Below are 24,076 nucleotides of genomic sequence, written 5' to 3'. Positions count from 1 at the left end.
ATGAACAAAAAAGCTGTACAGGCAATGCAGGAGTTCCTGGAGGCCCTGGGGGTTGACCTTAAGGCGGCTGGAATGGAAAAGACCCCTGAGCGGGTAGCCGGTATGTACGAGTACCTGTTCAATGGAATTAATGCTGGCACCAATGAGGTTTGGGGCGAGCTGTTCAAGGTTGAAAATGAAGGCATAGTGGCGGTTCGGGATATTCCGTTCTATTCTATGTGTGAGCATCATCTGGTGCCCTTCTTTGGGCGGGTGTCAATTGCCTACAAGCCTCATGAAGGCTTTATTGCCGGTTTTAGCAAGTTTACCAGAATGGTGGAAATAATATCCCATCGTCCCCAGCTTCAGGAGCGCATGACGGAGGAAGTGGCAACCGCCGTGGAGCAGGGGCTGAAGGCTGATGGTGTGCTGGTAATTGTGGAAGCCCAGCAGCTCTGTATGACCATGCGGGGGGATATGGCCCATGGTACCAAAACCATCACATCTTCCTGCCGTGGCCTGTTTAAGGATGACAGCCAAAGCTATCATCAGGCCTGGAGTATGTTAGGAAGGGATAATAATGAGTAAGAGAGTATATAAGTGGTCCGACGGGAAAGCCTTGGAGATAGGTTCCAGGACCCTTATTATGGGGATTTTGAATGTTACCCCGGATTCCTTTTCCGATGGAGGAAAATGGAATACCATTGATGGCGCCTTAAAGCACATGGAGGAAATGGTGGCCGCCGGGGCAGATATTATTGATATTGGGGCCGAGTCCAGCCGTCCCGGCTTTCAGACCATGTCGGCGGCAGAGGAAATTGAACGTCTCAGCCAGTTTTTGGAGCCTATATTGAAGGAATGTCCGGTGCCGGTATCCATTGATACCTTTAAGGCGGAAACTGCTGATTATGCAGCTTCCAAGGGGGTACATATCCTCAATGATATCTGGGGCCTCCAGTATGCAGAGGAACCTGGCGAAATGGCCAAGGTGGCGGCTAAATATCAATTACCAATAGTTATGATGCACAATCGTGCTTCTAAGGAGTATAATAGAGACATAATGGATTCCATGGTGGATTTTTTCCGCCGGAGTATTGCTATTGCCCAGGAGGCTGGCTTGAAGGAAGAAAATATCATTTTGGACCCGGGTATCGGCTTTGGTAAAACCGTGGAGGGTAACCTGTACGTTATGCAGAACCTGGAGAAAATGAAAAATATTGATGGAAAGGAGTATCCAATTCTTTTGGGCACCAGCCGCAAGAGTTTTATTGGCAATACCCTGAATTTGCCGGTGGAGGAACGGATGGAAGCTACTGGCGCAACCTGCGTTATGGGGATAATGAAGGGATGCGAGATTATGCGGGTGCATGATGTTTTGCCGATTTCCCGCATGTGCCGAATAACTGATGCTATTATGGGAGTAAAGCTATGATGGATGGTATTTATTTAGAGGGGATGGATTTCTTTGGCAAGCATGGGGTATTGCCGGAGGAACAACAGCTGGGGCAGCGCTTTGTTGTGGATTTAACGCTTCAGTTGGATTTGCGCAAGGCAGGACATACGGATAATTTGGAAAATACAGTGAATTATTCCGCAATCTATGACAGAGTAAAGGAAATTGTGGAGGGAGCACCTGTAAAGCTGCTGGAATGTCTGGCTGACAGAATTGCCCAGGGCATATTCGAGGATTTTTCCTTGGTGGAGGGGTTAAAGGTGGTCGTTCATAAACCCGGGGCTCCAATACCCGGTGTTTTTAAGGATGTTCAGGTCACTATTCAGCGTCAACGGCATGAATATATATATTAATTTATATATATTTTAAATATAGAGAGAGTTATGTTTTTATGTATTAAGCGCAAGAAAAGGAATGAGAGAAATGAAGAAGATGTATGAGTGCTACATCAGTATCGGTTCCAACATGGGGGATAAGGAAGCGACTATTCGAAAAGCCATTAAAATGTTAGCGGCTTCAGACAAAATTCATTTAGTCAGTGTATCATCCTTCTATGAAACGCCACCATGGGGCAAGACAGACCAGCCTCTGTTTTTCAATGGTGCCATGTGTGTAAGAACAGAGCTGGAACCAATGGAGCTCCTGCGGGTGTGTCAGGACATTGAAAAGAAGCTGGGGCGGGTTCGCCATACCCACTGGGGTCCTAGAACCATTGACCTGGATCTGTTGTACATTGAGGGCGTGGAGATGGATACAGAGGAGCTGACTCTTCCTCATAAGCACATGCTGGACAGAGCCTTTGTGTTGGTGCCTCTTTCTGAGATTGCTCCGGGACTTCGCATTAAAAACAAGTTTATTGGAGACTATCTCATGCACACCAGAGATAAGGACGATATGGTGCTGATTAAGCGTATACGCCAAAGACGGGAAGCGTAAAATGATAACTTATTCAGATGGAGTGTTATACTCCACCTGAATTTAGTTGAATTTTACCCAGGGCTTTACTGGTGCTTAACTCTCGTCCAAGAAAAAGGAGTTTTAACACCAGTTAGCATCGGAAAAAAGGAGTTAGTTGTTATGATTTGTCAGAAGTGTGGCAGCCAGCTGAATATGGATGGAACCTGTCCTAACTGTGCCCAGGGGAATGTGCGGGTTATGGACAAGGCGGAGATAAACGCTTATGACGGCATAACTATTGAGGCAGGTGGAAATGAACAGGATGCTGCCCGTCAGCGTAAAGAGGGCAGCAATCCTTTTGAAGGCTTTGGAGGATACGGGGGCTCCGGAGGGAGCCGGGGGCCTCGTATCATCCGTTTTTCTTCCGGCAGCAGTACTCTCACCAAGCTGCTGTTTGCGGTGGCCATTGCCCTTTTGCTGGCCGGCTTTGTGTTTGTAGCACTTCCTTTGATGGTGCTGGCCGTAGTAGTGGGATTGGCAGTTTATATGCTTTACAGTTTTTTAACGTAATTTTATATTTTTTCAAAAAGTTTACAAAAAATGTTGACACACAGTGATATATGACTTATTATTGTGGTGTTGATAATTTAATACCTAAATCATTGATTGGGAAATAGTAGCTAATCCAACTTTTGATAGCGAGCAGGTGCCGGATGAAAATTCGGAGGTGGAATGACCTGTGAAAAGCGTTTAGCGAATGGTCCCAAGAGAGTCCACCGAAAGCGGCAATGTTGCCATTGTCCGTGAATAGGCTGGAACGGTTGCCACCGTTATTGGGCTGCGGTATCGGACCTGGTTCCTGTACTTAAGAGGGTGATATTACGAGTGGCGCAAACATTTTGTCTCGGATGGGATAAAGTGTTTTTTTATTACCGGAGAATATCACTGAAATTGGGTGGCACAGCGGATTAATTCGCCCCATGTATAACTGTAGGAGGTTATGCATGGGGCTTTTTGTTTTATAAATGAGGTGTTCAAAAATGGCAAAGGTAAAAATATGTGGCATAAGGGATATGGAAGCGGCCCGGGCGGCCAGCACGGCTGATTTTATGGGCTTTATCATGAGCGACAGATTTAAACGCTTTTGTCCTACGGACACCGTAAAGCGCATATGCAGTGAGATAAAGGGACCGATAAAGGTGGGGGTCTTTGTGGACCAGCCTGCTGACGAGGTTAATGATTTGGCTGAGTATTGTGGCTTGGATCTGGTTCAGCTTCATGGACATGAGGATGAAAAGTACGCTCAGAGGATACAAAAGCCCATCATAAAAGCCTTTCGATATGGAGAGGATTTCTCACTGGAAAGGGCCGAGGCTTATCCCGCCCGGTACATACTTATAGACAGCTACAGCAGGCATACAGTGGGGGGCAGCGGCGTCAGCTTTCGATGGCAGGAGGCCGCCAGTACCATAAGGGAATTGAAGAAGCCATACATAATAGCCGGTGGTATATCAGCCAACACCCTTCAGGAAGCCATTGAAGTGTTTAATCCCTACGGAATAGATGCTTCCGGCTCCATGGAAATTGAAGGTAAAAAATCACCGGAATTAATCAGAAAGTTTTTGGTGGCAGCAGGAAAGAAAGTGGTGGAAATATGAGAGATTATTTAGCCGAAATTGTGGCCAAGAAACGGGATATAGTCGAGGATGCAAAGAGGAAGCTCCCTTTGAAGGCTGTAAAGGAGCAGGCGGAAAAAGGTACCTTTGCCATGTGCAGCCAGTTCCAGAAAAGGAAATGGAACCTTATAGCCGAGTGCAAGCTCCAGTCACCCTCCAAGGGCAATTTTGGACATCCCTATTCTGTATTGGAATTGGCCAGAATGTATGAACAAAACGGTGCCAGCATGTTATCCATCCACACGGATCCCCACTTTTTAGGAAAGAATGAGGATCTGGTGGCAGTGAGAAAAGAGGTCAAGCTGCCCCTGCTCCGCAAGGAGTTCATTATTGATGAATATCAGATTTACGAGGCCAGAATGCTGGGGGCTGATGCCATACTGCTGATTGCCAGAATTCTTACACAACAGCAGCTGGACGATTATCTGAAGCTGGCCTGGGATTTGGGTATGGATGCCTTGTTGGAGGTTCATGACCGGGAGGATATCGACAAGGCCATGAAAACCCCGGCCAAGTTTATCGGCATCAATAACCGTAACCTGCAATTATTTAAGACAACCATTGATAATACATTGGAGCTGCTGCCTTATGTGGACCGCAGCAGAACTATTATCAGCGAAAGCGGTATCCATAGTATGGAGGAAGTAAGGAAGCTCCATGAGGCCGGCCTGGATGGCATATTGGTGGGAGAGGGATTATCCACTGCCAAGGATGTAGGAAAAACCACCCGGGATTTTGCCTTATTAAGTGATTAAAAGAATGTTTACATACAGGTTTGAATGAGATTTAGGAGGAAGAGATTATGTCAAAGGGAAGATTTGGAAAATATGGCGGTCAGTATGTACCAGAAATTGTTATGCCGGTATTGACTGAGCTGGAAGCAGCCTATGAAAAATACAAGAACGATCCGGAGTTTTTAAGTGATTTAAGAAAATACTATGTGGAATACGCCGGTCGTCCTACATTGCTCTATTATGCCGAGAAGCTGACCAAATATTACGGCGGGGCCAAGATATTCCTGAAGCGGGAGGATCTGCTTCATACCGGTGCCCATAAGATTAATAATGCTCTGGGACAGGTGCTGTTGGCCAAGCGTATGGGCAAAAAGCGGATTATTGCGGAAACCGGTGCCGGCCAGCACGGTGTGGCCACAGCTACAGTGGCGGCCCTCTTCGGTATGGAGTGCAAGGTGTTCATGGGTGCCGTGGATATGGAGCGCCAGAAGCTGAATGTGTTCAAGATGAGACTTCTGGGCACTGAGGTTGTGCCGGTAACCACCGGTACCTCCACCCTGAAGGATGCTACCAGCGAGGCTATCCGTTATTGGGCAGCTCATATTGAGGATACACATTATATTATTGGTTCGGCTGTTGGTCCTCACCCATATCCAACCATGGTGCGGGATTTTCAGTCTGTTATTGGTAAGGAAATCCGTGAACAAATCAAGGAGGAAGCCGGCGGCCGTCTGGATTATCTGATTGCCTGTGTAGGCGGCGGCTCCAATGCCATTGGTACCTTCTATGAATTCAGAGATGATAAGGATGTAAAGAAGTTCGGCGTGGAGGCCGCTGGCCGTGGCCCGGCTGTAGGGGACAATGCCCAGACCTTATCCAATCCGGACAGCCGCCCAGGAGTGCTCCATGGTGCTTACAGCTATCTGGCACAGGATGATGACGGACAGGTCATTGAGGTTTATTCCATTTCTGCCGGTCTTGACTATCCTGGTGTTGGTCCGGAGCATGCCATGTTCCATGATCAGGGCGTGGTCAAGTATGTGGGAATAAATGACAAGGAAGCGTTGGATGCCTTCCAGCTTCTTAGCCGTGAAGAGGGTATCATTCCGGCTGTGGAAAGCTCCCATGCATTGGCATATCTGGAAAAGCTCATGCCAAATACCAAAAAGGATGAAGTGGTGGTAGTTACCCTGTCCGGCCGTGGAGATAAGGACGTGCAGCAGGTAGCAAAGGCATTAGGAGAGGAGATTTGATTATGAGTCGTTTACAGGATAAATTTCAGGAGCTTAAGGCTGATAATAAAACTGGGCTGGTAATATATATTACAGCCGGCATGCCGGATGCGGCAGGCACCATCAAGGCGGTAAAGACCGCTGTGGAGGCCGGTGCCGATGTGATTGAGCTGGGAATTCCCTTCTCTGATCCTATGGCTGATGGCCCTGTTATTCAGGCCGCTTCCTATCAGGCAATTCAGAGGGGCATGACCCTGCCAAAGGTATTGGAGCTGGTGAAGGAAATCCGTCAGTTTACCCAGGTGCCGATTTTGGGCATGGGTTATATCAACAATATGCTTAACTATGGTTTCGAAAAGCTGGCAGTGGATGCCAAGGAGGCTGGAATAGATGGCTTTATCATTCCTGATGTGCCTCATGAGGAGTCCGGGGAGATGAAGCAGATTTGTCAGGCCCAGGGCCTTCATTTGGTGGAGTTCGTGACTCCGGGTACCACCGATGCCCGCATCAGTGAAACCTGTACGACTGCCGATGGCTTCATTTATTGCGTATCCATTAACGGTGTTACCGGCGTAAGAAAGATTGATTACAGTCCTATTAACAAGGTGATTGAGCGGGTGAAGAAGCAGACCGATACCCCATGTGCCGTGGGCTTTGGTATTGGTTCTCCTGAGGCAGCCGTGGAGGCGGCACAGCAGTCCGATGCAGTTATTGTGGGTTCTGCTGTAGTAAAGCTGATTATGGAAGAAAAGTATGCTGAGGCGGGCCAGCTTATAGGTGATATCCGTCAGGCGCTGGATAAGAAGGTGAGTTAAATGAAGTTGACACCATCGTTGGAAGAATTCAAAAACAAGGCGCAAACCGCCAATATGGTGCCCCTTAGCATGCCGATTTCCACTGACCTGGATACTCCTGTGTCCATGTATTACAAGCTGGTGGGAGAGGAAAAGGGCTTCCTGCTGGAGTCTGTGGATGCCCATCAGAAATTTGGCCGCTTTTCCTTTATTGGGGCAGACCCGTTTATAAAATTACAGGTGTATAAAAATCGCCTCATGATTCAGGAAGAGGATGAAATGAAGGCGGTGGACGGTGACCCTGTAACGGCCATAAATAAGTATATGGATGGTCTCAAAAGTGCCATGGGCGACCAGGAGCTGCCTTTGGCCAACGGTGGTGCCGTAGGTTATTTCAATTATGAAATTTCCGCTGTCTTTGACCGGGTGCGGAATCTGCAGGTGGCGGATGAAGAGCTGTTGGGACAGTTTATGATTTGCCGTATCCTCATGGTGTTTGACCAGCAGAAGAATGCCTCCCAGCTCATTTATCTGGCCAGCGTCAAGGATGGCCAGAATCTGGATGAGGTATACGAAGACGCCCAGCAGAAAATGATGGAGCTGGCAGATAAGCTCTATGCGACGGTACAGACTCCTGCTGTAAAGAGTGTTCAGCGCAGGGAAAAGGTGGATTTTTTGGCCAAATACGGCAAGATGCCGGCAGATTTTGCGGAAACCATTAAGAAGTGCAAGGATTATATTGTGGCCGGGGATATTTTTCAGGTGGTGCCATCCCGCCAGTTTAGGGAAAAGCTCACCAAGCCGGCCTTCCATTTTTATCGCCGTCTGCGGCAGGTTAATCCTTCCCCGTATATGTTCTATCTGAATTTTGGCAAAAAGAAGTTTGTGGCTGCTTCCCCGGAAATGCTGGTTAAGGTGGCCGGCAAGCACGTTTACACCTATCCAATCGCCGGTACCCGTCGGCGGGGCGGCTCCGAGGAGGAGGACAAGGCTCTGGAAGCAGAGCTTAAGGCCGATATTAAGGAATGTGCAGAGCATTCCATGCTGGTGGACCTGGCCCGTAACGATATAGGCCGCATCAGTGAGCCGGGCAGCGTGGTGGTAACCAAGCTGCGGGAGGTGGAGCGGTTCTCCCATGTTATGCACATGGTTTCTGAGGTTATGGGAAGCCTTAAGAAGGGCTTCACCCCTATGGATGTTATCAAGGCCTGCTTCCCGGCAGGGACAGTCAGCGGTGCCCCGAAGCTCCGGGCCATGGAGATTATTCAGGAGCTGGAGCCGGTGAAGCGTGGCGCTTATTCCGGAACCGTTGGCTATATGGATTTTAATGGCAATATGGATATGTGTATTACCCTGCGGACCATGGTTATTGACGGAGACAATGCCTATATTCAGTCAGGGGCCGGTATCGTGTATGACTCAAAGGCCGACTTTGAATATAACGAGATACTGCAAAAATCCAAAGCCATGTTTAAGGTAGTAGAGGAGGTGGAGAATGATGTTGTTGCTTTTAGATAACTATGATTCCTTCACCTACAATGTTTATCAGCTTCTGTGCGATCTGGGAGCAAAGGTTGAGGTGGTCCGCAATGACCAGATTACGGTGGAGGAAGTAGCTGAGAAGGGCTATGAGGCCATTGTGATTTCTCCTGGTCCGGGAGTGCCTAAGGATGCTGGTATTACGGAGGAGCTTATTGACAAAATGAAGGGACAGCTGCCAATTTTAGGCATTTGTCTGGGGCATCAGGCCATTGGAGAGGTCTTCGGCGGCAAGGTGGTGGGTGCAGGAGAGATTTACCACGGGAAAACCTCCCCTATTAGCCATGTCGGGGAAGAAATATATCAGGATGTGCCGCAGCAGGTGGAGGTAGGCCGCTATCATTCACTGGTGGTAGCCAGGGAAGGTCTTCCTGACTGTCTGGAGATAACCTCCGAGCTGGCTGATGGTACCATTATGGGCTTGAAGCATAAAGAGTACCCTGTTTATGGAATGCAGTTTCATCCGGAATCCATTCTGACCCCTCAGGGGCGGAAAATGATGGAAAATTTCCTATCATTAATTTGAGAGTTTTATTTTTAGAAGGTATTGCCAAAATCCCCCGGCAATATCTTCTTTTTTCTTGACGGCAATAGCATTATGTGATAATACTTAGTTACATTGATATTTGGTCGTTTTTATTACCATGGAGTATTTCTATATACCGTTGTTCAACTGCTGGAATAGGAGTGATATTTATGGCCTACGATTATATAAATGACGGAAATATTAATGCTGATGCCATCCAGAAGGGTATCAAGGGCAACAAAAAGGCCCGTATGCTGCAGCTTCTGAGGATGCTCAATGAAGAAACCGACGAGGACCATCCATTATCCACCAACGAGATTATTGATCGGATGAAGGATTTGGGGCTGGATGTTAACCGCAAGACCGTCAAGGATGACGTGGACCTGCTGATTGCCTCCGGCTATGATGTGGTGATTGTCAAGTCCTCCAACAATTCCTTTTTCATGGGGGAACGGATTTTTGAGCTGTCGGAATTAAAGCTTATGGTGGATGCCATTTCCGCCTCCAAGATTATCTCCACCAAGGCCACCAATTCCCTTATTGAGAAGCTGCAAAAGCTGTGCAGTAAGTATCAGGCCCAGGAGCTTCTGTGGAATCGGGATATTAATAAGAATATCAAGCCCTACAGCAAGCTCGTTAATCTGACCATAGACAAGCTGACCAGGGCTATCGGCAAGAAACGAAGAATTAACTTCAAATATAATGAGTACAACATAAAGAAAGAGCTTCAGGCCAGACATGATGGCAAGGTATATGACATAAGCCCGTACTTTTTGGTGTGGAACGAGGACCACTATTATCTGGTGGGCTATGAAAACAGCACCAGAACAACCAAGACCTTCCGCATTGACCGCATTGATGGAAGCTCGCTGACCATTTCCAAGGAACAGGCTGTGAGAAAGCCGGACCGGGATTTATTGTCCAAGTATTCCCAGCGGGCCTTCAGCATGATGGCGAACGAGGAAAATGAGCGGACAGTGGTGCTGCGGTGCCGCAACAAGCTCATAACCATTATGATTGACCGTTTCGGGGAGGAAGTAGACACCAAACAGGTGGATGATGGTCATTTTGATTTGACCACCAAGCTCTATGTCACCACCAATTTCTTCAGCTGGCTGGCCCGTTTCGGAGACGATATACAGGTAGTAAGCCCGCCACAGGTAGTTCAGGATTACAAGGAATATATTCAGAAAATCCTAAAACAGTATAAGTAATGCCCATGAAGTGATGATTCTGCATGAATTGTCACTTCATTTTTTCTCTTTACAAATCTCATTCTGATAACGTATAATGGAGTGTGATGAGCTGTTCGGATAATTATTCTTAGTTAAAGGATTTGTGAAACGGTTTATATTATAAGATTCGGATTTATCATAAATGTGTTTTCTAATTAAATATGGAGGTGTGATTTTTGCCAAAAGAGAAAAAATTACAGATTATTCCTTTGGGCGGATTAGGTGAAATCGGCAAAAATATGACAGTAGTGCGGTACGGCGAGGAGATACTGCTTATAGATGCCGGTTTAATGTTTCCAGACGAGGAGATGCTGGGTATAGACCTGGTTATTCCTGATTTTACGTTTTTGCAGGAAAACCGGGAGCACGTTAAGGCCATTGTGTTGACCCACGGTCACGAGGACCATATCGGGGCACTGCCTTATGTGCTGAAGGAGATAGACGCACCAGTGTACGGCACCAGACTTACCCTGGGTATCCTTGAAGGTCGTCTGAAGGAAAATGGAGTAGGCAATGATATGTTACGTCCCGTAAAGCAGGGTGACAGTATCAAGGCTGGCTCCTTTAACGTGAATTTTATTCGCGTGAACCACAGTATTCCTGATGCTGTAGGTCTGGCTATTACTACGCCTATTGGAACCATTGTCCATACAGGCGACTTTAAGCTGGACTATACCCCAATTGACGGAAAGATGACTGATTTCAGACGCTTCTCCGATTTGGGCAACAAGGGTGTACTGGTAATGATGGCGGACAGTACCAATGCTGAGCGTTTAGGGCATACCCCAAGTGAGAGCACCGTTGGTGTTTCCTTTGACAAGGCCTTCCACAATGCAAATTCCCGCATTATCGTAGCTACCTTCTCATCCAACGTGCATAGAATTCAGCAGATTATCAATACTGCTATCAGCTACAAGCGCAAGGTGGCTGTTCTTGGCCGCAGCATGGTCAATGTAGTGAATATTTCCCGGGAGCTGGGCTATATCACCGCTCCGGAGGGAACCATCATCGATATTGATGAGATAAATAATTATCCGGCTAATCAGGTCGTTGTTATTACCACCGGCAGCCAGGGCGAGCCAATGTCCGCCCTGACCCGTATGTCACAGTCCGACCACCGCAAGGTTGGGATTGTGCCAGGTGATACCATTATTATTTCCGCTACCCCTATTCCAGGCAATGAGAAGCTGGTTTCCAGAACCATTGATAACCTGCTGAAGCTGGGAGCCCATGTGGTTTATGGCCGTGAAAACGGCATCCACGTATCCGGCCATGCCAGCCAGGAAGAGCTGAAGCTGATGCACAATCTGGTTCGGCCTAAGTTCTTTATTCCGGTTCATGGTGAGTACCGCCATCTGGTGAAGCACGCCAAGCTGGCCCAGGAGCTGGGCATGAAGAAGGAAAATATCTTCATTGGCGAAAATGGCCAGATTTTGGAGTTCACCAAGAACAAGGGCGTGGTAGCCGGCAAGGTTACCTCCGGCCGCATTTTGGTTGATGGCCTTGGTGTAGGTGACGTTGGAAACATCGTTCTCCGTGACCGCCGTCAGCTGTCCCAGGATGGTATCATTATCATCGTGGTTACCATGGACAAGGAGCAGGGCGTTGTAGTGGCTGGTCCTGATATTGTCAGCCGCGGCTTTGTCTATGTCCGTGAATCCGAAGAGCTCATGGATGATGTCCGTACCCGGGTGGAGGAAGCTTTGGCCCGCTGTGAGGACGAAGGCATTACCGAGTGGTCCGGCTTGAAGTCCGCTATGCGTGACGCTCTGGGACGCTATATTTTCGAGCGCACCCGCCGCCGCCCAATGATTTTGCCAATCATTATGGAAATCTGATATTGAAATTTAAAGAGGACTGTTCCTGCAGTCCTCTTTTTGTTGTAAATATATTATAACTACTAATATTCCTTGCTTTCGTATCGACTATGTGTTATAGTTTTTACAGTTGAATAATGACCTTTGAAATTAGTCCTGTGAGGCTGATAAAGGAAGCTGGTAAGATAGTGCGCTATCAATATTTACTGGGATAACTATATCTAAAAGCAGATTTTAGCTTTCTTGTGCCTCGGCATGAGAAAGCTTTTTTTGTTGCTCAGTTCACACAACCAGTCGGGTCAAAATAATAAAGGAGTGATTGTCTTGGATAATTCTAAAGTAAACCTCAGAGGCAAGGATGTTCTGGCGTTGGCCGACTTCTCTGCCGAGGAAATCCAGGTGATTCTGGAAAGCGCCAAGGAGATGAAGAACATCATTCATCGTGACATCAAGAAGGTACCGGCCCTGCGAGGCAAGTCCATCGTGACCTTGTTCTACGAGCCAAGTACCCGTACCCGTTCATCCTTTGAACTGGCTGGTAAGTATTTGGGAGCCGATGTGGTAAATATTACTGCCGGCACCTCCAGTATCGTAAAGGGCGAGAGCCTGCGGGATACCCTGTACACTGTTGAGGCCATGGGTGTTGATGCCATCGTAATGCGTCACAAGGCTGAGGGTGCTGCAGAGTATGCTGCCAAGGTTGCCAGTCCGGTTATTATCAATGCCGGTGACGGTGCCCATGCCCATCCGTCCCAGGGTTTGCTTAACCTGTTTACAGTGCAGGAGCACAAGGGACATCTGGAAGGCTTGAAGTACGTTATTTTAGGCGATATCACCCACAGCCGCGTAGCCCGTTCGGACATTCAGGGCATGCGCAAGATGGGTGTTGAGGTCCATCTGGCTGGCCCAAGAACCCTGATGCCACGTTATCTCTTTGAGGAAGAGGGCATCGTAATCCATGACAATATTGAGGATGCCATTAAGGATGCGGATGTTATCAACGTTCTCCGCATTCAGCTGGAGCGCCAAAAGGCAGGCCTCTTCCCATCTCCAAGAGAATATGCCCGTATCTACGGCCTTAACGATAAGCGTCTGGCTTTGGCCAAGGATGATGTACTGGTTCTTCACCCTGGTCCAATGAACAAGGGCCTGGAAATTTCTCCATTCGTAGCTTACGGCGACCACTCCGCTATTCAGGAGCAGGTGCAGAATGGTGTAGCAGTTCGTATGGCTATACTGACCCACGCATTGATTGGAGGTAACAAGGCATGAAAACATTGATTAAGGGCGGCAGAGTAATCGATCCTGCCAATTCATTTGATAAAGTAGCCGATGTTTTAATCGAGGACGGCAAGATTGCTAAAGTAGCCTGCAATATCAAGGCAACTGCTGATAATGTAATCGAGGCAGAGGGCAAGATTGTATGCCCGGGCTTCATCGACATGCACGTTCATCTCCGTGAGCCAGGCCAGGAAGCCAAGGAAGATTTTGAGTCCGGCTCCAAGGCTGCGGCAGCAGGTGGTTACACCACCGTGGCTACCATGCCTAACACCAACGCAGTAGTAGATACCGCCGCAATGGTCCGCTCCCTTCAGAAGCGGGCAGAGGATGTGGCTGTAGTTCATATAGAGATTATCGGTGCGGTTACCAAGGGCCAGAAGGGCGAGGAAATGGCTGAAATGGGTGATATGACCGAGGCAGGAGCAGTCGCCTTCTCCGATGACGGTCACTTTACCAAGTCCGCCAAGGTGCTCCTTAACTGCTACGATTATCTGAAGCCTTTTGACAAGGTTATCATCAACCATGAAGAGGACCCTAGCCTGGTGGATGAGGGCGTTATGAACGAAAGCCACCGCAGTGCCATGCTGGGCATGAAGGGCCGTCCAACGGTTGCTGAGGATATTGCCGTATATCGTGATATCGCCCTGGCTGAATATGCCGGTGCAAGGGTTCATGTGGCCCACATCAGCTCTGCCAATGCGGTAGATCTGGTACGTCAGGCCAAGAAGCGTGGGGTGAAGGTTACTGCCGAGGCTACTCCGCAGCATCTGACTATGACCGATGATATGGTGGTTCTTTCTGACAGCTCCACCAAGGTTAATCCGCCACTGCGCCAGTCCAAGGATGTGGAAGCAGTGCTGGAGGGTATCAAGGATGGCACCATTGACTGTATCGTTACGGACCATTCCCCACATGCCCAGGAGGAAAAGGACCGGGAGTATATGTATGCTCCTAGCGGCTTCCCGGGTCTGGAAACAGCCCTTGGCTGTCTGATGACTGATTTGGTGGCCCCTGGCAAGCTGGACCTCGTTACCATGATTTCCAAGCTCACCGCTGAGCCAGCCAAGATTTTCGATTTAAATGCCGGCAGCCTCTCCGTAGGTATGCCTGCTGATATAACTGTGATTGACCCTGATTTGGAGTGGACTGTTGACGACAAGAAGTTCTATACCAAGGGTTCTCATTCTCCATTTATCGGCCGCCAGTTCAAGGGCAAGGCTATCAAGACTCTGGTTGATGGCCAGCTGGTAATGGATAATGGTGTAATTGTGGAGGTGTAATTCTTGAAAGGAAAACTTATTCTTGAGGATGGCAGCGTATTCACCGGTGACCTGCTCAACGAGCTTACGGCTACTGGTGAGGTAGTATTTAACACCGGTATGACCGGCTATCAGGAGATTCTTACTGACCCATCCTATTGCAGTCAGATAGTTACTCTTACCTTCCCGCTGATTGGTAATTACGGAGTGGCTGAGAAGTTTATGCAGTCCCGCAAATCCTTTGTCAATGGCTTCATTATCGGTGAGCTCTGCGATGAGGGCAGCAACTGGCAGAAGGAAAATGAGCTGGCCAAATTCCTTAATGACCAGAAGATTCCTTGCCTCTACAATGTGGATACCCGTGCAGTAACCAAGACCATCCGTTCTCAGGGCTGCATGAAGGGTGTTATCGTATCCGAGGATGCAACCCAGGAAGAAATTGACAAGCTTATGGCTGTGCCAATTAAAACCGATGTGGTAGCCGAGGTTACCACTCCTGAGCAGTATGTAATGGATAATGATGGTCCTCATGTGGTAGTAATGGATTTCGGTATCAAGCAGAATATCCTGAATTCTCTCCACAATCTGGGCTGTAAATTGACTGTAGTACCGGCAGACACCAAGGCTGATGATATTTTGGCCATGAATCCTGCGGGAATTTTCCTCTCCAACGGCCCTGGAGATCCAAAGGATGTGCCTGAGGTTATTGCCGAGGTTAAGAAGCTCATTGGCAAGAAGCCAATGTTTGGTATCTGTCTGGGCCATCAGCTGATTTCACTGGCCCTGGGTGCCAACACCTACAAGCTGAAATTTGGTCACCGCGGCTCCAACCAGCCGGTTAAGGACCTGCGCAACGGCCGGGTGTATATTTCCTCCCAGAACCACGGCTATGCCGTAGAGGAGGACTCCTTGAAGGAGCTTCCGCTGGAGGTTACTCATCTTAATGTAAATGATGGCACTGTAGAGGGTATGCGTCATACCTCCCTGCCATTATTCTCCGTCCAGTATCATCCGGAGGCTTCCCCGGGCCCTGATGATAACATGTATCTGTTTGACCAGTTCTGGACATTGTTGACTGGCGAGACGAAGGGGGAATAAGTAGTGCCAAAGAAGGAAAATTTAAAGAAGGTTATCGTTATCGGTTCTGGCCCTATTATCATCGGTCAGGCCGCTGAATTTGATTATGCCGGCTCCCAGGCCTGCCGCGCCCTTAAGGAGGAAGGCCTGGAGGTAGTGCTGGTAAACAGCAATCCGGCTACCATTATGACTGACAAGCACATGGCGGATAGAGTATATATCGAGCCATTGACTGTGGAGTTCATGGAGCACATTATCAGCAAGGAAAAGCCGGATGGCCTGCTGGCAACCCTGGGCGGCCAGGCTGGTCTGAATTTGGCCGTGCAGCTTTCCGAGCGTGGTATTCTGGAAAAGTACAACGTAGAACTGCTGGGTACCTCACTGAAGGCCATTGAGCAGGCAGAGGACAGAGAGCTTTTCAAGGAAACCATGAACAAGCTGGGCGAGCCTATTCCGGAGTCCACCATTGTAGAGGACGTGGAGTCTGCTGTTCAGTTTGCCAACGAAATCGGCTATCCGCTGATTGTCCGTCCTGCCTATACCATGGGCGGCACCGGCGGTGGTATTGCTGAAAATGAGGAAGAGCTGGTTGATATTGTTATCAAGGGCCTGAAGTATTCCATGATTGGCCAGGTGCTTATTGAGCGCAGCGTGGCCGGCTGGAAGGAAATCGAGTACGAGGTAATGCGTGACGGCAACGACAACTGTATTACCATCTGTAACATGGAGAACTTTGACCCGGTTGGCGTTCACACCGGTGACTCTATCGTTGTGGCTCCTTCCCAGACCCTGACTGACCATGAATATCAGATGCTGAGAAGTGCCAGCATCCGCATTATCCGTGAGCTGGGCATCGAGGGCGGCTGTAACGCCCAGTATGCTCTGGATCCTAAGACTAACCAGTATTATGTAATCGAGGTAAACCCTCGTGTAAGCCGTTCTTCTGCATTGGCCTCCAAGGCCACAGGCTATCCAATTGCCAAGGTTTCTGCCAAGATTGCCATCGGCTACAGCCTGGATGAGATTACCAACGCCGTAACCCAGAAGACCAAGGCCTGCTTTGAGCCAGCCCTGGACTACTGTGTAGTTAAGTTCCCACGCTGGCCATTTGACAAGTTCGTTTATGCCGACAAGACTCTGGGTACCCAGATGAAGGCCACCGGTGAGGTTATGTCCATCGACCGTAACTTCGAGGGTGCTATCCTGAAGGCAGTCCGCTCCCTGGAAATCGGTGTACACCGCCTTCACATGGAGGATATGGACGAGTGGAACGATGACAAGGTTATCAAGGCCCTGTCCAAGTGCAACGACGAACGCCTCTTTGTTATCGCTGAGGCTCTGCGCCGGGGTATCATCGATGTGGATGGTATCCATGACATAACTAAAATAGATAAGTGGTTCCTGCGTAAGATTAAGAAAATCACTGATTTGGAGCTGCGTATACAGAAAGAGCAGATTACTCCAAGCCTGATGCTGGCAGCCAAGGATGTGGGTTTGGCTGATCGCTCCATTGCAGAGCTGGCTGGCAAGACCACCGATGAAATCCGCACCCTCAGAAAGACCATGAACATTCTGCCATGCTACAAGATGGTAGATACCTGTGCGGCTGAGTTTGAGGCGGCCACTCCATACTATTATTCCACCTTCCATGCCCAGGAGGATGAGGTAGATACCTCCAGCAAGCGTCGTAAGGTGATGGTATTGGGTTCCGGTCCTATCCGTATCGGCCAGGGTGTGGAGTTCGACTACTGCTCCGTTCACTCTGTATGGGCCCTCAGAAACATGGGCATTGAAGCCATTATCGTCAACAATAATCCGGAGACCGTATCCACGGACTTCGATATTTCCGATAGACTTTACTTCGAGCCGCTGACTGCCGAGGATGTGCTGAACATTATCGACAAGGAAAAGCCGGAGGGCGTTATCGTACAGTTTGGTGGCCAGACTGCCATTAATCTGGCTGAGGCCCTCAGCAAGGCCGGCATCAAGATTTTCGGTACCTCTGTAAATGACATCGACAGAGCAGAGGACAGGGAGCGCTTTGATGAAGTGCTTACCCAGACTGGTATTCCACGCCCACAGGGCATCAGTGTAACCAATCAGGAGGATGCCATCAAGGGTGCTACTGAAATCGGTTATCCTGTAATGGTTCGTCCTTCCTACGTACTGGGCGGCCGGGCCATGGAAATCGTATATAACGAGGAAGAGCTTGTTGATTATATGGGCCGGGCTGTAAAGGTTACTCCTGAGCATCCGGTTTTGGTAGACCGCTATATGCAGGGTACCGAGGTTGAGGTCGATGCCATTTCCGATGGCGTTGATGTGATTATCCCGGGTATTATGGAGCATATCGAGCGGGCCGGCGTTCACTCCGGTGACTCCATTGCCGTATATCCGCCACAGACCCTGCCTCAGAAGGTTAAGTACACCATTGTGGACTACACCAAGCGTCTGGCAGTGGGGCTCCACGTCAAGGGCCTTATGAACATCCAGTATGTAGTGGCCAACGATGAGGTATTCGTAATCGAGGTAAACCCACGTTCCTCCAGAACTGTACCGTTCCTCAGCAAGGTAACAGATGTACAGATGGTGGATGTGGCAACCCAGATTGCCATGGGTGCCACTATTAAGGAGTTGGGCTTCAAGACTGGTCTGGTCAGCCCTAAGCCTTATGTGGCAGTAAAGGCGCCAGTATTCTCCTTCAACAAGATGGCTGATGTGGATATTTCCCTCGGTCCTGAGATGAAGTCCACCGGTGAGGTTATGGGTATCGATTATCACTATAACCGGGCCCTCTACAAGGCCATGACCGGTGCCGGCATGAATATACCGGTAAATGGTACCATTCTCTTTACTGTAGCCAACAAGGACAAGGCAGAAATGAAGCAGCTGGCCAAGGCCTTCTCCGAGCTGGGCTTCAAGCTGGTAGCTACTGCCGGCAGTGCCAAGGCTATCCAGTCCATGGGCATTGATGTGGAAGTAGTGGGCAAGATGCACGAGCGCAGTGTGGACATTATCCAGCAGATCAAGAAGGGTCGCATTCACATGGTCATCAATACCATGACCCAGAATCAGGGCAAGAGCGTTGTACACGATGGCTTCAAGATCCGTCGTGCAACGGTAGAGCATGCTATCCCATGTCTGACTTCCCTGGATACCGCCTGGGAGGTTCTCAATGTGCTGGAGTTCATGCGGGAGCGCCGCTTAGTGTATAGCCTGGCTATTCAGGATTATGTGGGCGGCGGCTACGACCTGGCATAAGTGCTCGTTATTTTGCCGTATAACTTTGTTAGCATTTCAAAAAATGTCCTCAGCGTACCTTATTTAGTACGCTTCCGGGATTTTTCTCATGCTGCCTCGTTCTACGGCAAAATTCCTTCGCACTATTATTTGGATAGAGGAGATTTTTATGGCAGATAATCGTTTGATTGTAGCCCTTGATTATCATAAATTTGACGATGTAAAAGAGCTGGTAGAAACTCTGGGAGATAGCGTCAGCTACTACAAGGTTGGCATGGAGCTGTTCTACAGCGAAGGAGCCAAGGTCATATCCTATTTGAAGGAACAGGGGAAGAACATCTTTCTGGACCTTAAGCTCCATGACATTCCCAATACCGTGGCCGAAGGTCTCTGCTCCCTTATGGCGCAGGGGGCGGATATTATGAATGTACATGCCTCCGGTGGTTTTACCATGATGAAGAAGGCAGCGGAGCGGGTGCATAAAAAGGCTGAGGAAATGGGAATTCCATGTCCGAAGCTTATAGCGGTAACTATTCTGACCAGCATTAACCAGGATGACTGGCAGGGCCTTGGTATGCAGTGTGAAATCCGTGAGCAGGTGGTTCGTTTGGCCAAGCTCACCAAGGAAGCCGGTCTTGATGGTGTAGTGGCCTCTCCTCAGGAGGCGGCCGCCATCCGTGAGGCCTGCGGCCCGGATTTTCTGATTATTACCCCAGGGGTACGCCCTGCGGGGGCCAGCATTGATGACCAGAGCCGTATTGCCACCCCAGAGGCAGCCTTGAAGAATGGTGCCACCCATCTGGTGGTGGGGCGTCCAATTAGGGCTGCTCTGAATCCGAAGCTGGCTGCAGAAGCAATTATTAAAGAAATGGAGAGGGTAAAATAATGGCAGAGTTAAAGAAGCTGACTGAAAAAGAAGTAGAGGATATGCTGCTGGAGACCGGTGCAATAATGGAAGGCCATTTTCTGCTGACCTCCGGTTTACACAGCCCACGTTATGTGGAGAAATTCAATGTACTTCAGAAGCCTGAATATACTGAGAAGCTGTGCCAGGCCATGGCTGCCAAGTTTGTGGATGCCAATATTGAAACCGTAGTAGGCCCTGTAACCGGTGGTATTCTGCTGGCCCACGAAACCGGCAAGGCTCTTGGTACCAGAGCAATCTTTACTGAGCGTGAAAATGGCAAGATGACCTTCCGCCGCGGCTTTACTCTCCATGAAGGGGAGCGGGTTCTCATCGTTGAGGACATCGTTACCACCGGCGGTTCCATTCGTGAGGTTATTGATGTAGTAAAGGAGCATGGTGGTATTCCAGTAGCAGTAAGCATGCTGGTTGACCGCAGCGGCGGCCGGGCTACCTTTGGTGATGTGCCAAGCACAGCACTGCTCCACATGGATGTTCAGACCTTCCAGCCGGACAACTGCCCATTGTGTCAGAAGGGTATTCCAATGACCAAGCGTGGCAGAACCGGAAAATAATAATTTCATAAATCGCAAAATAATAAAGCCGTCAGATGGATAATTCATCTGACGGTATTTTTATACTAATTATTCATTGCATAAATTTCCATAATCATGTATTATATTATGCGTTGGTGTGTTGAAAGATAATTCACTAATGAATATCATATTTATATAATTCGAAAGGGATAATAATGCAGACAATGGTTGCAAAACAAGAAATGGAAGAGCAGAATACTTCAACGAAAAAATATGGTTTATCAGATATTCTCAAATTTGTAGGGTGTTCATTATTTGGATGCTTTATGTTTTTGTATCCGTGGGATACCACAGGCGGTACCTACAATACAGCCCTCAGTGTATTGACTGAGGCACTGGACAAGGCTATTCAGCAGAATGTACCTTGGCTTCTTACAGTTGTTGTGGTTTTTTCTGCGTTAAGTGCCCTGGTGGGATGCTTCTGGAAGCCTCAAAAATCAGGCAGATATAGCTGGATTTTTCCATTGATGTTTGTATCCAAGCCTTATGCATTGACCCGTCTGATTGCCCTGCTTGTAACCATATGTGTTGTGTTTGAGGTGGGCCCTGAGGCTGTTCGCAGTGAGGACGTGGGGGCCAGCATGGTTTCCCTGGCTCAGACACTGATTGCCATTGCTGTTACCTTGAGCTTTGTGCTTCCGTTCCTGACCGACTGCGGCATTATGGAATTTATGGGTATATTGCTGAGACCTTTAATCAGACCATTGTTCAAGGTGCCTGGCCGTGCCTCTGTGGATCTGATTGCATCCTGGCTGGCTTCCTCCAATACTGCCGTATTGATTACCGGCAACCAGCATCAGCATGGCTATTACAGCAAGCGTGAGGCTGCGTCAATTATGACCAACTTCTCTTTGGTATCTATTCCGTTCTGTATGGTAATTGCCGAAACACTGAATGTAACCAACCATTTCCTTCTGCTTTACGGTTCTGTAACTGCCATCGGCCTCCTGCTGGCTATGATTGGTGTACGTATTCCACCTTTGTCCAACATCCCTGATGAATATTGCGGTGAGAAAAACATAAATGAGGAAGTGCCAGAGTCCACCTCCTTGTTGGGATGGGCCTGGGTGGCAGCCATGAAGCGGGCCCAGAAATTCGGTTTAATGAATGCATTGGATTCAGCCGGCAAAATGACCATTGGCATTATTATGGATCTGATTCCAATAGTAATTGCGTGGGGAACACTGGGGTCCCTGCTTGTAAATGAAACCTCAATTATGCAGTGGGTTTCCTATCCTATGGGTGCCTATATGAGCTTCCTGGGTATTGAAGGGGCCTTTGAGATCGCTCCGGCCACCCTGGTGGGCTTTATCGATATGTTTATTCCGGCGTTGATTACCTCTCCTGACTTGCCTGAGCAGACCCGTTTCCTGGTGGCTGGCTTGTCTTTGGTTCAGATAATTTATCTCACCGAGGTGGGCAGTATCATTGTTAAGTCCAATGTTGGCCTTGATATTAAGCGTCTGTTCGTGATTTTCCTGGAGCGTACTATCATTGCGCTGCCACTGCTGGCCTTTATTGCCAAAACTTTATAAACAGCATTATAAGTATTTAAATCACCTGTCCCCTGGGGCAGGTGATTTTTAGTAAATAATGCATAATTTGTAAAAAAATGCAAAAAATAGTTTTTTTAGTTGTAGAATAGGAACGAATGTATTACAATACACTCTGTAGGTTTATGCAATTTTATGGATAGGCCAAATTTAAGAAAAAAGGTCGTGTTAATGTGATATGAAAAGTTTCAGACTTACCGAAAAGGAAATGAACGCTATGGCAGAACGGATTCAGACCCCGTTCCTTGTAACCTCCCTTGAGAAGGTAGCAGAGAACTATCGCTTCCTGCGTGACCACTTGCCACGGGCTGGTGTATATTATGCAATCAAGGCCAATCCAACTCCTGAGGTTTTGCAGATGCTGTCAGAAATGGGTTCCCATTTTGATGTGGCATCAGCTGGTGAGATTGAAGCACTGGCAGAGCTTGGGGTGGATGGCTCCCGCATGATTTATGCCAATCCGGTGAAGGATGCCAAGGGGCTGCAGGCGGCAATTGACAATGGGGTGCATCGTTTCACCTATGATGATGAGTCCGAGATACCAAAGATGGCTGACGCGGTTCCGGGGGCTGATGTGCTGGTACGTATTCAGGTTCGCAACAACAAGGCATTGGTTGATCTGAATACCAAGTTTGGCGCACCAATGAATGAGGCACTGGATCTGCTGGAAAAGGCCGAGAAGGCCGGTCTCCGTGCCAGAGGTATCTGCTTCCATGTAGGCAGCCAGTCCCTTTCTACGGCAGCCTATGAGGAGGCACTGCTCTTAGTTCGTAATCTTTTCGATGAGGCTGAGGCCCGGGGGATGCACTTAACTGAATTGGATATTGGCGGCGGCTTCCCTGTTCCGGATGCAGATGGTCTGGCCGTTGATGTGGCTGCTATGATGGAGTCCATCAATCATCAGATAGACCGTCTTTTCCCGGATACCAGGGTATGGATGGAGCCAGGCCGCTTTATGTGCGGCACTGCTGTTAATCTGGTAACCTCCGTTATTGGTACCAAGAATCGTGGTGGCAAGCCTTGGTATATCCTGGACGAAGGTATATACGGGTGCTTCTCCGGTATTATGTTTGACCACTGGACCTATCCACTGCATTGCTTTGGCAAGGGGCCAATGAAGCCTTCCACCTTCGGCGGTCCAAGCTGTGATGGCATTGATGTGCTTTATCGTGATTTTATGGCACCAAAGCTGTCCGTAGGGGATAGGGTGCTGGTAAGCGATATGGGCTCTTATACCAGCGTCAGCGCCAGTCGCTTTAACGGTTTTGAATTGGCTCCAACAGTTATTTTTGAGGAGCAGCCTGAGTATGCAGCCCGCAAAGATGAGGCTGAGCAGGAGGAAAATAAGGATCTGGCCATCTAAGCCTGCAAAAACAATAAGTACGAGGTATTCAAGTATATAAGTACAGATACCGTCAGACAGAATTGCATTCTGTCCGGCGGTATTTTTTTATTGTTCCCCCATAGTCAGATGAAATAACTTGGAAGAAAAAAATGAATATTTGCACAAAAATATAAAAACAAAGAAAATAATAAAAAGTAATTGCAATAAGGTACTTGAGTGTAGTATACTACATACAACAGAGGAGGGTATCCTGACATGATAAAAAAGGTATCATATAAAGACCAGGTATATGAGTATTTGCGTCATGCTATTGTGGACGGCAGTCTTCATGAGGGGGAAATCTATTCTGAGCAGATGATTGCTGATAAGCTCAATATATCCCGTACTCCGGTAAGAGAAGCTGTATTGCAGCTGAGAAATGAGGATCTCATAGAGGTTTATTTAAACCGTGGTTTTGGCGTTAAGCCGGTCTCGGTTGAACACATAAATGAAATTATACAGGCCCGTGAAGCCATTGAGGAGTGTACACTTCGCTGTTTGGCAGAGGGGGCTGGCACCCAAAAAGGTCAGGAAGCCCTGGCTATAATGGAAGATTGTCTGGAAAATACCATGAAGAAGCTGCGGGACCAGGATAATCATTATGAGTTCATGCAGGCGGATATGGAATTTCATGAGGTAAGCATCAACTATACAGGCAATATGTATTTTGCCCGTATTTTCCAGATGATGCGGGCACAGGTTGAGCGTGTAACCATAAGCTCCCTGGTGTACAAGAACAGGCATGAGATGGCCTTTCAGGAGCATGAGCGCATATTAAAGGCGCTTAAGGCCGGTGATGGCGATGAGGCTGTAAGGGCCCTTCAGGATCATATGGACAAAACACGGGAGCTTATGAGCAGACATATGTAATCCAAGAAATCCAGACACACCAGCATACCG

The 24,076-nt window shown here is 48.4% G+C and carries 22 protein-coding genes; all 22 read left to right on the top strand.

Annotated elements, in window-relative coordinates:
* A complete protein-coding gene (gene folE / locus D081_RS03875) occupies window positions 1-567 on the top strand; it encodes a GTP cyclohydrolase I FolE (RefSeq protein WP_085022817.1) in 567 nt (188 codons plus the stop codon).
* Complete coding sequence (gene folP / locus D081_RS03870; RefSeq protein WP_085022816.1) at window positions 557-1,411, top strand: dihydropteroate synthase; 855 nt, start codon at window positions 557-559, stop codon at window positions 1,409-1,411. The genes folE and folP overlap by 11 nt, the downstream gene beginning before the upstream one ends.
* Window positions 1,408-1,785, top strand: coding sequence for a dihydroneopterin aldolase (folB, locus tag D081_RS03865; protein WP_143272114.1), 378 nt, complete (start codon window positions 1,408-1,410; stop codon window positions 1,783-1,785). Before folP ends, folB begins: the two co-directional genes overlap by 4 nt.
* Window positions 1,786-1,855: 70 nt before the next feature.
* On the top strand, window positions 1,856-2,368 hold the full coding sequence (gene folK, locus D081_RS03860; protein WP_198941949.1) for a 2-amino-4-hydroxy-6-hydroxymethyldihydropteridine diphosphokinase: 513 nt from the start codon (window positions 1,856-1,858) through the stop codon (window positions 2,366-2,368).
* A 141-nt stretch (window positions 2,369-2,509) separates the two neighbouring features.
* Window positions 2,510-2,899 carry a hypothetical protein gene (locus D081_RS03855; protein ID WP_085022815.1) on the top strand — a complete coding sequence of 130 codons (390 nt, stop codon included), beginning with the start codon at window positions 2,510-2,512 and terminating at the stop codon, window positions 2,897-2,899.
* 470 nt (window positions 2,900-3,369) lie between these two features.
* A complete protein-coding gene (locus D081_RS03850) occupies window positions 3,370-3,987 on the top strand; it encodes a phosphoribosylanthranilate isomerase (protein WP_085022814.1) in 618 nt (205 codons plus the stop codon).
* Complete coding sequence (trpC, locus tag D081_RS03845; RefSeq protein ID WP_085022813.1) at window positions 3,984-4,760, top strand: indole-3-glycerol phosphate synthase TrpC; 777 nt, start codon at window positions 3,984-3,986, stop codon at window positions 4,758-4,760. Before D081_RS03850 ends, trpC begins: the two co-directional genes overlap by 4 nt.
* 44 nt (window positions 4,761-4,804) lie before the next feature.
* A complete protein-coding gene (trpB, locus tag D081_RS03840) occupies window positions 4,805-5,992 on the top strand; it encodes a tryptophan synthase subunit beta (RefSeq protein WP_143272113.1) in 1,188 nt (395 codons plus the stop codon).
* A complete protein-coding gene (trpA, locus tag D081_RS03835) occupies window positions 5,992-6,786 on the top strand; it encodes a tryptophan synthase subunit alpha (protein ID WP_143272121.1) in 795 nt (264 codons plus the stop codon). The genes trpB and trpA overlap by 1 nt, the downstream gene beginning before the upstream one ends.
* Window positions 6,787-8,283 (top strand): anthranilate synthase component I, encoded by a 1,497-nt coding sequence (gene trpE, locus D081_RS03830; RefSeq protein ID WP_085022810.1) that lies wholly within the window; start codon window positions 6,787-6,789, stop codon window positions 8,281-8,283.
* A complete protein-coding gene (locus tag D081_RS03825; RefSeq protein WP_085022809.1) occupies window positions 8,264-8,830 on the top strand; it encodes an aminodeoxychorismate/anthranilate synthase component II in 567 nt (188 codons plus the stop codon). The genes trpE and D081_RS03825 overlap by 20 nt, the downstream gene beginning before the upstream one ends.
* 170 nt (window positions 8,831-9,000) lie before the next feature.
* Window positions 9,001-10,044 carry a YafY family protein gene (locus D081_RS03820; protein ID WP_085022808.1) on the top strand — a complete coding sequence of 348 codons (1,044 nt, stop codon included), beginning with the start codon at window positions 9,001-9,003 and terminating at the stop codon, window positions 10,042-10,044.
* A gap of 260 nt (window positions 10,045-10,304) precedes the next feature.
* A complete protein-coding gene (locus D081_RS03815; protein WP_233127419.1) occupies window positions 10,305-11,903 on the top strand; it encodes a ribonuclease J in 1,599 nt (532 codons plus the stop codon).
* 303 nt (window positions 11,904-12,206) lie between these two features.
* Entirely contained in the window at window positions 12,207-13,154 is a 948-nt protein-coding gene (locus tag D081_RS03810; RefSeq protein WP_233127415.1) for an aspartate carbamoyltransferase catalytic subunit, read from the top strand.
* A complete protein-coding gene (locus D081_RS03805) occupies window positions 13,151-14,443 on the top strand; it encodes a dihydroorotase (RefSeq protein ID WP_085022805.1) in 1,293 nt (430 codons plus the stop codon). The genes D081_RS03810 and D081_RS03805 overlap by 4 nt, the downstream gene beginning before the upstream one ends.
* A gap of 3 nt (window positions 14,444-14,446) precedes the next feature.
* On the top strand, window positions 14,447-15,520 hold the full coding sequence (gene carA, locus D081_RS03800; protein ID WP_085022804.1) for a glutamine-hydrolyzing carbamoyl-phosphate synthase small subunit: 1,074 nt from the start codon (window positions 14,447-14,449) through the stop codon (window positions 15,518-15,520).
* Between the two features lie 3 nt (window positions 15,521-15,523).
* Window positions 15,524-18,760, top strand: a complete 3,237-nt coding sequence (carB, locus tag D081_RS03795; protein ID WP_085022803.1) for a carbamoyl-phosphate synthase large subunit — start codon at window positions 15,524-15,526, stop codon at window positions 18,758-18,760.
* A 148-nt stretch (window positions 18,761-18,908) separates the two neighbouring features.
* Window positions 18,909-19,625 carry an orotidine-5'-phosphate decarboxylase gene (pyrF, locus tag D081_RS03790; RefSeq protein WP_085022802.1) on the top strand — a complete coding sequence of 239 codons (717 nt, stop codon included), beginning with the start codon at window positions 18,909-18,911 and terminating at the stop codon, window positions 19,623-19,625.
* Window positions 19,625-20,218 carry an orotate phosphoribosyltransferase gene (gene pyrE / locus D081_RS03785; RefSeq protein WP_369823991.1) on the top strand — a complete coding sequence of 198 codons (594 nt, stop codon included), beginning with the start codon at window positions 19,625-19,627 and terminating at the stop codon, window positions 20,216-20,218. The genes pyrF and pyrE overlap by 1 nt, the downstream gene beginning before the upstream one ends.
* A 176-nt stretch (window positions 20,219-20,394) precedes the next feature.
* A complete protein-coding gene (locus D081_RS03780) occupies window positions 20,395-21,774 on the top strand; it encodes a YjiH family protein (RefSeq protein ID WP_085022801.1) in 1,380 nt (459 codons plus the stop codon).
* Window positions 21,775-21,970: 196 nt separating this feature from the next.
* Window positions 21,971-23,155, top strand: a complete 1,185-nt coding sequence (locus D081_RS03775; protein ID WP_085022800.1) for a type III PLP-dependent enzyme — start codon at window positions 21,971-21,973, stop codon at window positions 23,153-23,155.
* A gap of 237 nt (window positions 23,156-23,392) precedes the next feature.
* Window positions 23,393-24,046, top strand: coding sequence for a GntR family transcriptional regulator (locus D081_RS03770; protein WP_085022799.1), 654 nt, complete (start codon window positions 23,393-23,395; stop codon window positions 24,044-24,046).
* Window positions 24,047-24,076 lie beyond the last annotated feature (30 nt).

It is taken from the genome of Anaerovibrio sp. JC8, from assembly GCF_002100115.1.
In the GTDB taxonomy this organism is placed as follows: Bacteria; Bacillota; Negativicutes; order Selenomonadales; family Selenomonadaceae; genus Anaerovibrio.
Note: the sequence above shows the minus strand (reverse complement) of the source record. Positions and strands in the feature narration are given on the sequence as shown.

What these genes read in the sequence shown, in the direction of transcription:
- folB (WP_143272114.1), top strand. Translation starts at nt 1,408, where the DNA reads ATGATGGATGGTATTTATTTAGAGGGGATGGATTTCTTTGGCAAGCAT.
- folE (WP_085022817.1), top strand. Translation starts at nt 1, where the DNA reads ATGAACAAAAAAGCTGTACAGGCAATGCAGGAGTTCCTGGAGGCCCTG.
- D081_RS03850 (WP_085022814.1), top strand. Translation starts at nt 3,370, where the DNA reads ATGGCAAAGGTAAAAATATGTGGCATAAGGGATATGGAAGCGGCCCGG.
- D081_RS03770 (WP_085022799.1), top strand. Translation starts at nt 23,393, where the DNA reads ATGATAAAAAAGGTATCATATAAAGACCAGGTATATGAGTATTTGCGT.
- trpC (WP_085022813.1), top strand. Translation starts at nt 3,984, where the DNA reads ATGAGAGATTATTTAGCCGAAATTGTGGCCAAGAAACGGGATATAGTC.
- D081_RS03855 (WP_085022815.1), top strand. Translation starts at nt 2,510, where the DNA reads ATGATTTGTCAGAAGTGTGGCAGCCAGCTGAATATGGATGGAACCTGT.
- pyrF (WP_085022802.1), top strand. Translation starts at nt 18,909, where the DNA reads ATGGCAGATAATCGTTTGATTGTAGCCCTTGATTATCATAAATTTGAC.
- D081_RS03775 (WP_085022800.1), top strand. Translation starts at nt 21,971, where the DNA reads ATGAAAAGTTTCAGACTTACCGAAAAGGAAATGAACGCTATGGCAGAA.
- D081_RS03805 (WP_085022805.1), top strand. Translation starts at nt 13,151, where the DNA reads ATGAAAACATTGATTAAGGGCGGCAGAGTAATCGATCCTGCCAATTCA.
- folK (WP_198941949.1), top strand. Translation starts at nt 1,856, where the DNA reads ATGAAGAAGATGTATGAGTGCTACATCAGTATCGGTTCCAACATGGGG.
- D081_RS03780 (WP_085022801.1), top strand. Translation starts at nt 20,395, where the DNA reads ATGCAGACAATGGTTGCAAAACAAGAAATGGAAGAGCAGAATACTTCA.
- pyrE (WP_369823991.1), top strand. Translation starts at nt 19,625, where the DNA reads ATGGCAGAGTTAAAGAAGCTGACTGAAAAAGAAGTAGAGGATATGCTG.
- trpE (WP_085022810.1), top strand. Translation starts at nt 6,787, where the DNA reads ATGAAGTTGACACCATCGTTGGAAGAATTCAAAAACAAGGCGCAAACC.
- D081_RS03825 (WP_085022809.1), top strand. Translation starts at nt 8,264, where the DNA reads ATGTTGTTGCTTTTAGATAACTATGATTCCTTCACCTACAATGTTTAT.
- D081_RS03820 (WP_085022808.1), top strand. Translation starts at nt 9,001, where the DNA reads ATGGCCTACGATTATATAAATGACGGAAATATTAATGCTGATGCCATC.
- D081_RS03815 (WP_233127419.1), top strand. Translation starts at nt 10,305, where the DNA reads ATGACAGTAGTGCGGTACGGCGAGGAGATACTGCTTATAGATGCCGGT.